We start from the raw sequence: 12,547 nt of genomic DNA on the forward strand, positions 1-12,547 counted from the left end.
CCTCATGAAAATATTAAAAACCACAACCATTGCTTTACTGATTGGCGGCACTCTGGGCTTTGCGGCTAACCAATACTTCAATAGCCACGATATGAGTGCGATGGCTTCCACTGCAGACAGTAAAGGGGGGAATGAGCCACTTTATTGGGTTGCACCGATGGACCCGAATTACAAACGCGATAAACCGGGCAAATCACCGATGGGGATGGATTTGATCCCAGTTTATGCCGAAGATTTAGCGAGCCGTAATGACAAACCGGGCACAGTGAAAATCGATCCGGCGGTCGAAAATAATCTGGGCGTGAAAACGACACAGGTCGAACTCAGCAAATTGTCACCTCGTATTGAAACTGTAGGTTATATCGCGTTTGACGAAAGCCAACTTTGGCAAACCAACGTGCGCGTTTCCGGTTGGGTAGAAAAGCTCTACATCAACGCGGTGGGCGAGCAAGTGAAAAAAGGCGATGTGCTGTTTACCCTCTACTCTCCCGAGTTGGTAAAAGCACAAGAAGAGTTGTTGAACGCGGTGCGAACCGGTCGTGAGGGTCTGGTCAAAGGGGCAACCGAAAGGCTCAGCTCACTTGGCGTCGACCGTGAGCAGATCAATCAAGTGATTCGTCGTGGCAAAGCTTCCCAAACCATCGAAGTGAAAGCGTTAGCCAACGGCGTGATTGCCAGCCTGAATATTCGTGAAGGGGGATATTTATCTCCAGCGCAAGCCGTGATCAGCGCAGGCCCACTCAACGAAGTGTGGGTGGATGCCGAAGTGTTTGAGCGCCAAGCTCACTGGTTAAACAAAGGTAGCCAAGCCAGCATGACTTTGGATGCCCTTCCCGGCCAAGAGTGGCAAGGCAAAGTGGATTATGTTTACCCCATTCTTGACCCTAAAACGCGCACACTCAGAATGCGCCTGAAATTTGCCAACCCGAATGGCGAACTCAAGCCCAATATGTTTGCCAATATCACCTTGCAGCCAGTGAGTGATTCCAAAGTGCTTACGGTGCCGAAATCGGCCGTGATCCGCTCAGGTGGGATGACTCGTGTGGTACTGGCAGAAGGCGAAGGCAAATATCGCTCAGCGCGTATTGAAATTGGCCGCGAGGCGGATGACAAAATCGAAGTGCTGCAAGGCTTAACGCAAACCGATCGCATCGTCACCTCCGCGCATTTCATGCTCGATTCAGAATCAAGCCAAACGGCGGATCTTTCGCGCATCAATGGTGTTGAAACCCCAGCAGAAACTGCATGGGCCAAAGGTGAAATTACCGATGTGATGGCCAATCACGGCATGTTAACCATCAGCCATCAACCGGTTTCTCAATGGAATTGGCCTGCCATGACCATGAACTTCAATGTTGCTAAAAGCGTTGATCTGAGCGGACTGAAAAAAGGTCAGCCAATTGAGTTTGAAATGCAGAAAAACGACTCCGGCCAATATGAGATCATTGATGTTAAAGCCAGCGACTCGCAAATCGCGGCAGAAGTCTGGCTCAAAGGAGATATACAAACCTTAATGGCCGAGTTCGGCATGGTGACGCTATCACACCTCCCGGTTGCTGAATGGAGCTGGGATGCAGGTCAAATCAACTTTTCCGTGGGCGATAACATCAACCTTTCCGGCTTTGAAGAGGGCCAGAAAGTCCGATTTCTAGTGGCTAAAAATGGCTCTGAATATTCACTGAAACAACTGGAAGCCATCGGAGGTCAACAATGATCTCAGCCATTATTCGTTGGTCTCTCAACAACCGATTTCTCGTGCTCATCGCTACCCTTTTTCTCACCTTGGGTGGTCTTTATAGTGTGAAAATGACGCCGGTGGATGCGTTGCCGGACCTGTCGGATGTGCAAGTCATCATCAAAACTAGCTATCCCGGACAAGCACCGCAAGTGGTAGAAGATCAAGTCACCTACCCGCTGACGACCGCCATGTTAGCGGTGCCGGGGGCAGAAACCGTTCGCGGCTACTCGTTCTTTGGCGATTCGTACGTTTACATCATTTTCAATGATAAAACCGACATGTACTGGGCACGTTCGCGCGTGTTGGAATATTTAAGCCAAGTTGCCCCAAAACTGCCTGCCAATGCTAAACCGACATTGGGCCCAGATGCCACTGGGGTGGGCTGGATTTACAGCTATGTGTTGCAAGATAAAACCGGCAAGCATGATTTAGCCCAACTCAGAAGCCTGCAAGATTGGTTCTTAAAATACGAACTGCAAACGGTGGAAGGAGTTTCGGAAATCGCGACCGTTGGCGGCATGGTCAAGCAGTATCAAGTGCAGATCGATCCGGCAAAACTGCGCGCGTACAACCTGACTTTGCAGCAAGTCAACATGGCGATCCAAAACGGTAACCAAGAAACCGGCGCATCAGTTATTGAGGTCGCCGAAGCGGAGCACATGGTGCGCACCACGGGTTACTTAACCAGCATTGAAGATATTCAATCACTGCCACTTAAAGTGACCGATAAAGGCACACCACTGCTGCTGGGCGATATTGCTGACATCAACATCGGTCCACAAATGCGCCGTGGCATTTCCGAGTTTAACGGCGAAGGTGAAGCGGTAGGCGGCGTCATCGTGATGCGTTTTGGTGAAAACGCCAGTCAGGTGATCGACAACGTCAAAGCCAAGTTGGCAGAACTGCAACGCAGCTTGCCGGAAGGGGTAGAAATCGTCTCCACCTATGATCGCTCAACGTTAATCAATGCTGCGGTTGAGAACCTTTGGAAGAAGCTGGCGGAAGAGTTCATCGTCGTAGCGATTGTCTGCGCGCTGTTTCTGTTCCACATCCGTTCTTCCTTGGTGATCGCGCTGAGTCTGCCTGTCGGCATTCTTTCCGCCTTTATCGTTATGCATTGGCAAGGTATCAACGCCAACATCATGTCACTGGGGGGGATTGCGATTGCGATCGGTGCGATGGTGGATGGTGCGATCGTGATGATCGAAAACGTTCACAAGCATATTGAGCGAACGCCACTCACGGACAAAAACCGCTGGCAAGTGATTGGCAAAGCGGCAGAAGAAGTCGGCGCGCCACTGTTTTTCTCGTTGCTGATCATCACCTTAAGCTTTGTGCCTGTGTTTGCTCTGGAGGGGCAAGAAGGGAAAATGTTCTCTCCCCTCGCCTTCACCAAAACCTACGCGATGGCGGCGGCAGCAGGTCTAGCCATTACTTTAGTGCCGGTACTGATGGGGTATTTCATCCGCGGGAAAGTGCTTTCAGAGCATAAAAACCCAGTCAACCGTGGTTTAGTTGCTCTGTATCGCCCGCTTTTGAACCTCAGCCTGAAATACCCTAAGTCAATGATTGTGTTGGCCTTGGGTTTGATGGTGTCGGCTTATTACCCCACCAGTCAACTCGGCAGTGAGTTTATTCCACCACTGGATGAAGGCGATTTGATGTACATGCCTACCAGTTATCCGGGCATCTCGGTAGGTAAAGCGCGTGAGTTGCTGCAACAAACCAATAAGCTGATCAAAACTGTGCCGGAAGTACAAACGGTATGGGGAAAAATTGGCCGTGCGGATTCCGCCACCGACCCTGCGCCGCTCACCATGATTGAAACGGTTATTCAGTTAAAGCCTCGTGATCAATGGCGTGAAGGTGTCACCACCGAATCGCTGCGTAAGGAGTTTGATAATCTGGTGCAGTTCCCCGGCTTAACCAACGCTTGGGTCATGCCGATTAAAACACGTATCGACATGCTTGCGACTGGCATTAAGACGCCCATCGGGATCAAAATCTCAGGCCCAGAGCTGAAGGAGATTGAAAAAATTGGCGCGCAACTTGAACCGATCCTGAAAGGTGTTCAAGGCACCGCATCGGTTTACGCTGAACGTGTGGCAGGTGGACGCTACGTGACCATCGATATCAAACGCCGCGCCGCCGCACGTTATGGCTTGAGCATTAAAGATGTGCAGCAAGTCATCTCCACTGCTGTCGGTGGTATGAATGTGGGTGAAACCATTGAAGGACTGGAGCGTTACCCAATCAACGTTCGCTACCCGCAAGATTACCGTGATTCGGTGGTGAAACTGCAAAACTTACCGCTCGTCACTCCGAACGGTGCGCGTATTGCGCTAGCCGATGTTGCCGACATTCGCTATGAAGATGGCCCACCGATGATCAAAACCGAAAACGCACGCCCAAATGGCTGGGTGTTTGTGGATATTGATGGTCGCGATCTGGGGACTTACGTGCAAGAAGCACAGCAAACTGTCGCAGAACAATTAGTTCTGCCTGCTGGTTATGCGCTGACTTGGTCTGGTCAGTATGAATACATGGAACGCGCCAAAGATCGTTTAAGTGTCGTGGTGCCAATCACGCTCGCCATCATCATGCTGCTGCTTTACTTCAGCTTCCGACGCGTGGGTGAAGTGCTGATCATCATGGCGACACTTCCCCTCGCTATGGTCGGTGGCCTGTGGTTAATGCATTACCTAAACTATAACTTATCGATTGCAGTTGGCGTTGGCTTCATTGCCCTTGCTGGGGTTGCCGTTGAAATTGGCGTGATCATGTTGGTTTACCTCAACCAAGCATGGCACTACAAAAAGTTGGATGCCGAAGAGAATCATCAGCCACTGAGCATGAAAGATCTCACTGAGGCTATTCGTGAAGGGGCCGGTTTACGCGTGCGCCCAGTCATGATGACGGTTCTGACGGTGATCATTGGCCTTATCCCCATTATGTATGGCGAAGGTACAGGATCGGAGGTGATGCAACGCATCGCAGCCCCAATGATTGGCGGCATGGCATCCGCACTCTTGCTGACTCTGCTCGTGTTGCCCGCCATTTTCAAACTCTGGAAAAGCAAAGAGCTTCCAAAACACTAAGATCGCGGGGCAAACCGCCCCGCTCAATAACGTAAAAATCAAACAAAACGAAACCCAAAAAAGGAACATGACAATGATGAAGAAAACACTGCTTGCGATGGCACTGACTTTCACCGCAACCACCACTTTTGCTAACACCATGGATCACTCCAAGATGGATCATGGCAACATGGGCAAAACCGAGATGAGTGGCAAAATGGACCACAGCATGATGAACATGGATCACTCTCAGATGATGGGCATGGAAGGCATGTCTGATGTGGGAATGCCAGCACCGGGCGCGAAAGCAAACAAAGTGGTACACGTGATTTTGAGTGATGACATGAAGATCACGTTCAAGAAAGACGTTACCATTGAGCCTAACGATGTGGTTCAGTTTGTGGTGATGAACACAGGCAAAATCGATCACGAATTTTCGATTGGTTCAGCCGCGGAGCAACTGAAACACCGTGAAATGATGCGTCAAATGGGTAACCATGAACACGACAGCGGCAGCACTGTCACCGTAAAACCGGGCAAAGCCAAAGAGCTGTTATGGCATTTCCAAGGTGACAACAAAGTGGAATTTGCTTGTAACATCCCGGGGCATGCTGAAGCGGGTATGGTGAAAAGTGTAGAGCTGTGATCTAAATATGCTCATTGACACTATCGCACTAAGTAAATTTTAACTTCAAGCCTCAGAGTAGCAGCTCCCCCTGCTACTCTCTCTTCACATTCACAAATGATTTCGTGTGTATTTTCCCTTACTTTTTCTCGTTACCTTTTCATACATTTACGTAAATTTACTCACACACCGTTCACAAAACCGTCAAATCGCCCATAATAGCCATGACCTTATGAAACCTATGGAATTAGATTATGGATAACACAAAAACTTACTCAAAAACGTCAATCGCGATGCATTGGATAATTGGTTTAGCATTCATCGGCGTATTTATTGTCGGGGCATATATGGCCGATTTGCCACGAGGGCCAGAAAAAATGGAGTTAATTGCCCTACATAAATCGTTTGGAGTCATCGTACTTCTCGCTGCTTTAACACGCGTCATTTGGCGTATCCGCGAGGGGGCTATTCCACCCGCCTCTGTGATGCCGGCATGGCAGGAAAAAATGGCTAAAGCCGTACATGGTTTACTACTGCTTGCCACACTAGCAATACCACTTTCAGGCATTACCATGAATATTGCCGGTGGACGTGCGCTCGATGTGTTTGGTTATACGCTCGTTGCGGCTGGTGAAAAAGTAGTTTGGTTACAAGAGCTCGGTTCAACAATCCACAAAACTGCACCGCCCATCATTATCGCGATTGTCGTATTGCATATAGTGGCAGTGATCAAACACCAAGTTATTGATAAAGATTCAACCATGGCACGCATGCTGGGCCGTGGTTAACCATACCTAAAAACAAACAAATCCGAGCGCACTACGCGCTCGGATTTGTTTGTATAGCTCATTGTTTATCGAATGTTACCGATGCAGAAGTCCTTCCTAACTTGCTCAAGCAAACACGCCGAAGAATTATCAAGATATCTGGTGATGGCGCTTATGACACAAGGGATTGCCACGATGCCATACGGTTCAAGCGAGCTATTCCACTCATCCCTCCTAGAGAAGGGGCTGCCTTCTGGGAGAATGGTCACCCTAGAAATTTAGCGGTAGGTTGCCAGAAGCTCTACGGGTCCAACAATAAGTGGAAAAAGCGGTACGGCTATCATAAACGCTCACTATCAGAGACAGCAATGTATCGAGTGAAGCAGTTGTTAGGTGGGCGATTAAGTCTGAGAAACAACAATGCTCAGGTTGGTGAAACTTACGCCATGATTAAAGCGCTGAACAAGCTTACAGGGCTTGGTATGCCTGAAACACAGTGTGTTGTATAAGAACTACTCAATTGCAGGTATTTTGGTTCTCTGACCGAATTACGCAACAAAGCCTGAAATACAAACTATTCAGTTCTTTTGAATGGTAGGGAAAAATAAAGGCGAGCCAATGGCTCGCCTTTTATTAAGATATTGCAGAGATGATTACAGCAGCGCAACGGATTGCTGAGCAATCACGAATTCTTCATTAGTTGGAATCACCATAGCCACTGCGTTAAGCAATTCAGATTTAGCAATGATGCCGGCGTTACCAAAGCGAGCGGCTTCGTTGCCTTTTTCATCTTCCACGAAACCAAGCAGCTTCAGGTTGCTTAGAATTTCGCGGCGAATCGGCAGCGAGTTTTCACCAATGCCACCGGTGAAGATGATAGCATCCAGATGCTCTAGCGGGATCAAGTAAGAACCGATGTATTTCGCAACACGGTAGGTAAACACTTCAAACGCCAGTTTCGCCCCTTCGTGACCGTTTTCCATCGCTTCCAAAATACCGCGAGCATCAGAAGTGAGGCCGGATACACCCAAGAAACCTGATTTCTTGTTCAGGGTTTCAAATACTTTCTCTTGGCTCCAGCCTTTTTTCATCAAAAATTCAATGATACCTGGGTCTAGATCGCCTGAACGTGTGCCCATCATCAGACCCGCCAATGGGGTGAAGCCCATTGAGGTATCCACTGATTGACCGTTGCTGATCGCACAGACTGAAGCACCGTTGCCCAGATGAACCGAAATGAAGCTGGCTTGCTCAATCGGTTTGTTGAGCATCTTGGCAGCTTCACGGCTTACATAGTAGTGGCTAGTGCCGTGGAAACCGTAGCGGCGGATACCGTATTGTTTGTACAGTTCATGAGAGATAGCACCAGTGAATGCCTTTTTCGGCATGGTTTGGTGGAAGGCGGTATCAAACACAGCAAACTGTGGCAAGCTTGGGAAAGCGGCCATAGCAGCTTGGATACCGATTGCACCGGCTGGGTTGTGGAGCGGAGCAAGATCGGACAAGCTTTCGATTTCTGCCAGTACTTCTTCATCAATACGAACGGTTGAAGTGAATTTCTCACCGCCATGCACAATACGGTGTCCTACCGCTACTAAGTCTTGAGCAAAGCCCAAGCTTTCCATTAAGCCCACAATGCGGTTGATCGCATGTTGGTGATGATTATCGGCAGCGGTAATCGCTTCCTCCGTTTTTTCACCTTGGTATTTCCAACTGATCACTGCTTCAGGCAGGCCGAAGCACTCGCCGAGGCCTGAGATCAGAGCGTCCCCCGTTTGGGAATCAATCACTGCAAATTTCAATGATGAGCTACCAGAGTTTATGACCAACACATACGAGTTCGACATGGGGGCTGTATCCTGTTTCAGACGTTAAAGGGAAGCATTTTTGCTTCGTCATTATAGAACTAGCATTATTCAATATTTTTTTAATCTTTCAACTTTGTTTTAGTTTTTTGTGCAATAGAAACGTTTTTTTGTTGATCTTAAGCAAGAACCGATTTCTTTTTAGCCGAGAAATATTTCAATTTTTAATGAAAGAAAACAGCGTTCGTCAACGACCACGAACGCTGATGCAGTAAGGGATGAATGCCGAAAGGCAACCTGATGCTTAGTGACTATGCAAACGGTATCGCTTGCCAATCGAGCGTGATCGATTCACGGCGTGAAAACATATCGATGTGTGCGTTGATCACCGCTTGCTGAGCAGCCACTTTTTGTTCACTTTCTCCCTGACACACAAAGGTGAGTGTATGGCTTTGCTCACAAATGGTTAAAGTGGTGATACCCGCGGGGAATTCAACTCGCCCATGAGCTTCATCCCATGTTGCTGGAACTTTGCGGGCAAAATGACGGCATAAAGTCACCAAGTATTTGGCAACATGTTCGGATTGTAAGATAGCTTTTGATTGGTATGGCATAGAATTTTTCCAGTGCAAAAGCCCGCACAATGCGGGCTTGATAGTATGGGTGAGATATTAGAATTGGTAAGCGGCAGACAACTTGTAGCTACGGCCCGGCTCGTAATCATCGGCCACAAAGCTTCTCGCTAAGCCAATACGTGATGCATGAGAAACATAGAGCTCATCAAACACGTTATCCACGCCGAAAGTCAGGACAAGATTGGGGACTGAGTATGGCGTCCACTGCGCATAGAGGTTGTGTACGTCATAGCCTTCTTTCTTGTCTGAACCTGCAACCACGTTGTCTTCATCCAATACCACAATCGACGTCCAGCCAAACAGGGTATCGAACGAATCGGCTTGGTAACCAAGCGTCAGTGCAAGGCTATCACCCATGTCGGCACTTGAACCCACCGAGTTGAGCATTGGACCACCGTTAGTGACATCATCCGCATCCGAGCGAGCGTAAGAGAATTTGGCACTTGCGGCTTGATACGCGTATGTCGTGCTCAGCTCGAAGCCTTTGATTTCCATATCCCCCACATTGCTGATCAGGTAGCTGTTATTGGTGCGGATATGATCATCGATTTTGGTGTTGAACAGGGTGAAGTTAGCGCCAACAAAATGCTCACCAAACTTCTTATCAAAGCGCACACCACCTTGAGTATTCAGGCCCGTTTCCGCTTTGATATTGTCATCTAAACGGGCAACATCTTGATAGCGAACGAAGGTTTCCAGTAACTCAGGGCCTTTAAACAGCGAGCGGGCGTTGGCAAACAGTGTCCAATCGCTGTTCACATCCCATTCCGTGCCCAGTGACCAAGTCAGTTCATCGAAATCTTTACTTCCCGTCATGGCTTTACGTTTGAAATCATCAAAACGTAGGCCAGCGGTGACTGACCAAGCCTCGGTGACATACAGTTTGTTCTCGGCAAACAATGCGGTGGAAATGGCCGATTCTTCCATAAATGGCGTGCTGCCATAAGTGGCTTTGCTGGTTTGATCGATGTAATCCAAACCATACGTCACCTGGTTGCGAAACTCGACCAGTTCATAATCTGACTGGAATAGCGCATTCGCGCCCACGTTACGGTTGGTTGCCGTATTGTGAGAAACACGGTTACCCGGCCAAGCGCCAGCCATCACGGTTTCATCACGATCAATTTCGGTTTGGCTGCTGTATAGGGTGACTTTACCGCGATGCTGATCTTGCTTCAGTTCATATGAGCCAGTAATGGTATCGCGATCGTAACGGGTTGGAATCAGGCGATTTTTGGTCAAACCTTCGTTCGCGGTGCCCGCCATGTCAGGGCGTGGTGAATAATCCCCTTTGTCACGATACACATCATAAGAGAGTTGGAAACGGTGACCGTCTGCCGGTTCAAAACCCACTTTTGCCAATACGTTGTAGGTATCACCCGCAACACCGAAGGTTTCTTTGCCTGAACCATCCTCAAAATTGTCACGTGAAATGCCTTGACCGTACACCATGGCATCCACGGTTTCGCTCAATTGGCCGTAAACGGTCAGCGAACCTTGTTGGCTATCGTTAGAGGCATAGCCGCCAAAAATGCGTGCACCAAACTGCTCGTCGCCCACCAGCAGGTCCTTAGCGTTTTTGGTTTCAAAATACACCGCACCGCCTAACCCATTTTGAGTGACCGAGTTGTTGCCCACCTGAACATCCGCCGATTTCAAAATGTCTGGGTTCAAGGTTAAATTGCCGATGTGGTGGAACATGTTGGCGTGCTGTGAAGCCCCATCCAGACGAATGTCCAGATCGGTTTCACCAAAGCCACGAATATTGATGCGCTGGTTGACCGAGTGCGTTCCGCCTACATCTACCCCCGGAATATCACGCAGCAAATCGGACATATGATCCGCTTGCTTAAGTGACAAATCATCCGTGGTCAGTGATTCCGAACTGCTCGATACTTTTGTGCCCCACACCACTACGTTTTCCTGCTCTGGCGTGGTGTACTGCTCAGGTGTCGCTTTCTGCTCAGCAACCGCGTTGGCTGACATCGCTGCGGTCATCGCAAGCCATAACGCAGACTTCTTGCAAATATCCATACTAACTCAATTCCCAAAAATACAAATGATAACAATTCGCATATATGTTAAATTGAGCCGAACCGATAGAGAAGTTGAATCCGTTATGCAAAATCGCACATCAGTTATGGGAAATGCGCAAAGACAGAATCCAGCGATGCCCAAGCGGCAAGCTGTCACTTTGGCGTGCCATGTCGTCAAAGAAAATGATGAGCAAATTGTTGCTCAACACCTGAATAAGCCTGTGATGGCTCAAGGTCGATTTATTGAGTACGCCAGCCCAAGTGGTTTTATTCTGCATGGTGGCTGTAGCCTTGAGCTGACGGATTGCGATGTGATGACCACCAGCTCACCGGCATTGGTTATCACCTTACTGTTGGAAGGAACGCTGCAATTTGCCTATGACGATCTCAAGTTTGACTTGTGTGCCAACGATGGGCCTCAAGCCTTGATGGTGAACTTGCGACAACCTTGTATTTTCCATCGTCGCCTGCACCAAGGTATGCAGGTGCGAAAACTCAACATCATCCTGAGTCCCGATAAACTACAGAAATTCGCGACTCAAGATTGCCCGTTATTGAACTTTATTCAGCAAGATAAAGCGTTCGCTCGTTTGTCGCTTTCCGATCTTGGCTGGCAGAAGGTCGAAGAGGTGCTGAAAACGCCAGCTTCGCCGACATTGAGTCAGCATATCGAGCGTGAGGCACTGACTTGGAATTTGATTCATGAAGCCATACTGCAATGCTCCGGACACGAAACGGCACCCGCTCACATCCACGATGCGCAAACGGAAAGCGTGATTAACGAGTTGCTACGCTATATCGATCAGCATTTGCGTGAGGAGATTTGTTTGAACCAGCTCGCCGAACAGCATGCGATGAGCGTGTCCAACTTGCAGCGCAAGTTCAAATCTCGGCTAAACATGACGCTGGCTCACTACATTCGTCATCGACGTTTGCAAATGGCTCGCCAACAATTAGAGCGTGGGTTAGTGACGATTACCGAAGCGGCTTATGAAGCGGGTTACCTTCACCCTTCTAACTTTACTGCCGCATTTAAAAAAGCCTTTGGTATCTCTCCGCAGGCTTTTGTGGAATTAAAACAGGCTGGGTAACATCTATTACTCCGGTAAAGTATAAAGACACAAGCGCTGGCCTTGCATCTCAATCACATTAAACGGCGTTTCGTAGATTTCACTCAGCACTTCGGATTGGATCACCTCTGGTACAGAACCGGTTGCTACCACTTCCCCTTTTTTCAGCGCAACGATTTTGTCGGCGTAGCAAGAGGCAAAGTTAATATCGTGGATCACCACCACTACGGCTTTATTCAACTCGTGAGCTAAACGGCGCAGCGTGGACATGATTTGCAGCGAGTGCTTAATATCCAGATTGTTTAATGGCTCATCGAGGAACACATAATCCGTATCTTGCGCCATCACCATAGCAATAAACGCCAGTTGGCGCTGGCCGCCACTCAATTCATCCAAATATTGATGTTGAATGGTTTCTAGGTCGAGGTACTCAATCGCTTGGTTGATGATCTGTTCATCTTGCGCAGTCAATTTCCCTTGGCTGTAAGGGAAGCGGCCAAAAGCCGTCAGTTCACGTACCGTAAAACGCATATTGAGCACATTCGATTGACGCAAGACTGCCAATTTTTGAGCCAGCGCTTTGGTATTCCAATCCACCAATTCACGCTGTTCAATCCACACTTTTCCGGCATCACGGTTGACCAAACGGCTCGCCATGGAAAGCAGGGTACTTTTACCTGCCCCATTCGGGCCGATAATCGCCGTCACTTGCCCTTTGTCAAACTGGGCACTGGCATCATTCACCACGCGCTTAGTGCCAAAATGTTTGGTGAGTTTTTCCAGTTGAATCATAG

The 12,547-nt window shown here is 48.6% G+C and carries 9 protein-coding genes and 1 pseudogene; 6 read left to right on the plus strand and 4 right to left on the minus strand.

What is annotated here, in order from left to right; all coding sequences use genetic code 11:
* Nucleotides 1-4 precede the first annotated feature (4 nt).
* The 5 genes and pseudogenes from VOA_RS05845 to VOA_RS0118450 all read left to right on the plus strand — a co-directional run.
* Nucleotides 5-1,714 (plus strand): efflux RND transporter periplasmic adaptor subunit, encoded by a 1,710-nt coding sequence (locus VOA_RS05845; RefSeq protein WP_000698122.1) that lies wholly within the window; start codon nucleotides 5-7, stop codon nucleotides 1,712-1,714.
* A complete protein-coding gene (locus tag VOA_RS05840; RefSeq protein WP_000622193.1) occupies nucleotides 1,711-4,836 on the plus strand; it encodes an efflux RND transporter permease subunit in 3,126 nt (1,041 codons plus the stop codon). Before VOA_RS05845 ends, VOA_RS05840 begins: the two co-directional genes overlap by 4 nt.
* Before the next feature lie 73 nt (nucleotides 4,837-4,909).
* A complete protein-coding gene (gene copI / locus VOA_RS05835; protein WP_000976698.1) occupies nucleotides 4,910-5,461 on the plus strand; it encodes a copper-resistant cuproprotein CopI in 552 nt (183 codons plus the stop codon).
* A gap of 233 nt (nucleotides 5,462-5,694) precedes the next feature.
* Entirely contained in the window at nucleotides 5,695-6,228 is a 534-nt protein-coding gene (locus VOA_RS05830) for a cytochrome b (protein WP_000370598.1), read from the plus strand.
* Nucleotides 6,229-6,293: 65 nt separating this feature from the next.
* Nucleotides 6,294-6,716 (plus strand): annotated as a pseudogene (locus tag VOA_RS0118450) (IS5 family transposase); the annotation flags it as partial.
* 144 nt (nucleotides 6,717-6,860) lie between these two features.
* Here VOA_RS0118450 and VOA_RS05825 read toward each other — a convergent pair.
* The 3 genes from VOA_RS05825 to vctA form a co-directional block, all read right to left on the minus strand.
* A complete protein-coding gene (locus tag VOA_RS05825) occupies nucleotides 6,861-8,054 on the minus strand; it encodes an acetate/propionate family kinase (RefSeq protein ID WP_000072088.1) in 1,194 nt (397 codons plus the stop codon).
* A 269-nt stretch (nucleotides 8,055-8,323) separates the two neighbouring features.
* Entirely contained in the window at nucleotides 8,324-8,626 is a 303-nt protein-coding gene (locus VOA_RS05820; RefSeq protein ID WP_001146846.1) for a DUF2218 domain-containing protein, read from the minus strand.
* A 57-nt stretch (nucleotides 8,627-8,683) separates the two neighbouring features.
* The gene (gene vctA / locus VOA_RS05815) at nucleotides 8,684-10,681 is read right to left on the minus strand and encodes a TonB-dependent iron chelate receptor VctA (protein ID WP_000350334.1); all 1,998 of its coding nucleotides are present in this window, start codon (nucleotides 10,679-10,681) and stop codon (nucleotides 8,684-8,686) included.
* Between the two features lie 85 nt (nucleotides 10,682-10,766).
* Between vctA and VOA_RS05810 the strand changes: the two genes are divergently transcribed.
* Complete coding sequence (locus VOA_RS05810) at nucleotides 10,767-11,774, plus strand: AraC family transcriptional regulator (protein ID WP_001181433.1); 1,008 nt, start codon at nucleotides 10,767-10,769, stop codon at nucleotides 11,772-11,774.
* 6 nt (nucleotides 11,775-11,780) lie between these two features.
* Here the strand turns inward: VOA_RS05810 and vctC are convergent, their stop codons facing one another.
* Nucleotides 11,781-12,545 (minus strand): iron chelate ABC transporter ATP-binding protein VctC, encoded by a 765-nt coding sequence (gene vctC, locus VOA_RS05805; protein ID WP_000615310.1) that lies wholly within the window; start codon nucleotides 12,543-12,545, stop codon nucleotides 11,781-11,783.
* Nucleotides 12,546-12,547: the final 2 nt, after the last annotated feature.

It is taken from the genome of Vibrio sp. RC586 (assembly GCF_000176715.1).
In the GTDB taxonomy this organism is placed as follows: Bacteria; Pseudomonadota; Gammaproteobacteria; order Enterobacterales; family Vibrionaceae; genus Vibrio.

Coding starts and splice junctions, on each gene's coding strand:
- VOA_RS05845 (WP_000698122.1), top strand. CDS start 5: ATGAAAATATTAAAAACCACAACCATTGCTTTACTGATTGGCGGCACT.
- VOA_RS05840 (WP_000622193.1), top strand. CDS start 1,711: ATGATCTCAGCCATTATTCGTTGGTCTCTCAACAACCGATTTCTCGTG.
- copI (WP_000976698.1), top strand. CDS start 4,910: ATGATGAAGAAAACACTGCTTGCGATGGCACTGACTTTCACCGCAACC.
- VOA_RS05830 (WP_000370598.1), top strand. CDS start 5,695: ATGGATAACACAAAAACTTACTCAAAAACGTCAATCGCGATGCATTGG.
- VOA_RS05825 (WP_000072088.1), bottom strand. CDS start 8,054: ATGTCGAACTCGTATGTGTTGGTCATAAACTCTGGTAGCTCATCATTG.
- VOA_RS05820 (WP_001146846.1), bottom strand. CDS start 8,626: ATGCCATACCAATCAAAAGCTATCTTACAATCCGAACATGTTGCCAAA.
- vctA (WP_000350334.1), bottom strand. CDS start 10,681: ATGGATATTTGCAAGAAGTCTGCGTTATGGCTTGCGATGACCGCAGCG.
- VOA_RS05810 (WP_001181433.1), top strand. CDS start 10,767: ATGCAAAATCGCACATCAGTTATGGGAAATGCGCAAAGACAGAATCCA.
- vctC (WP_000615310.1), bottom strand. CDS start 12,545: ATGATTCAACTGGAAAAACTCACCAAACATTTTGGCACTAAGCGCGTG.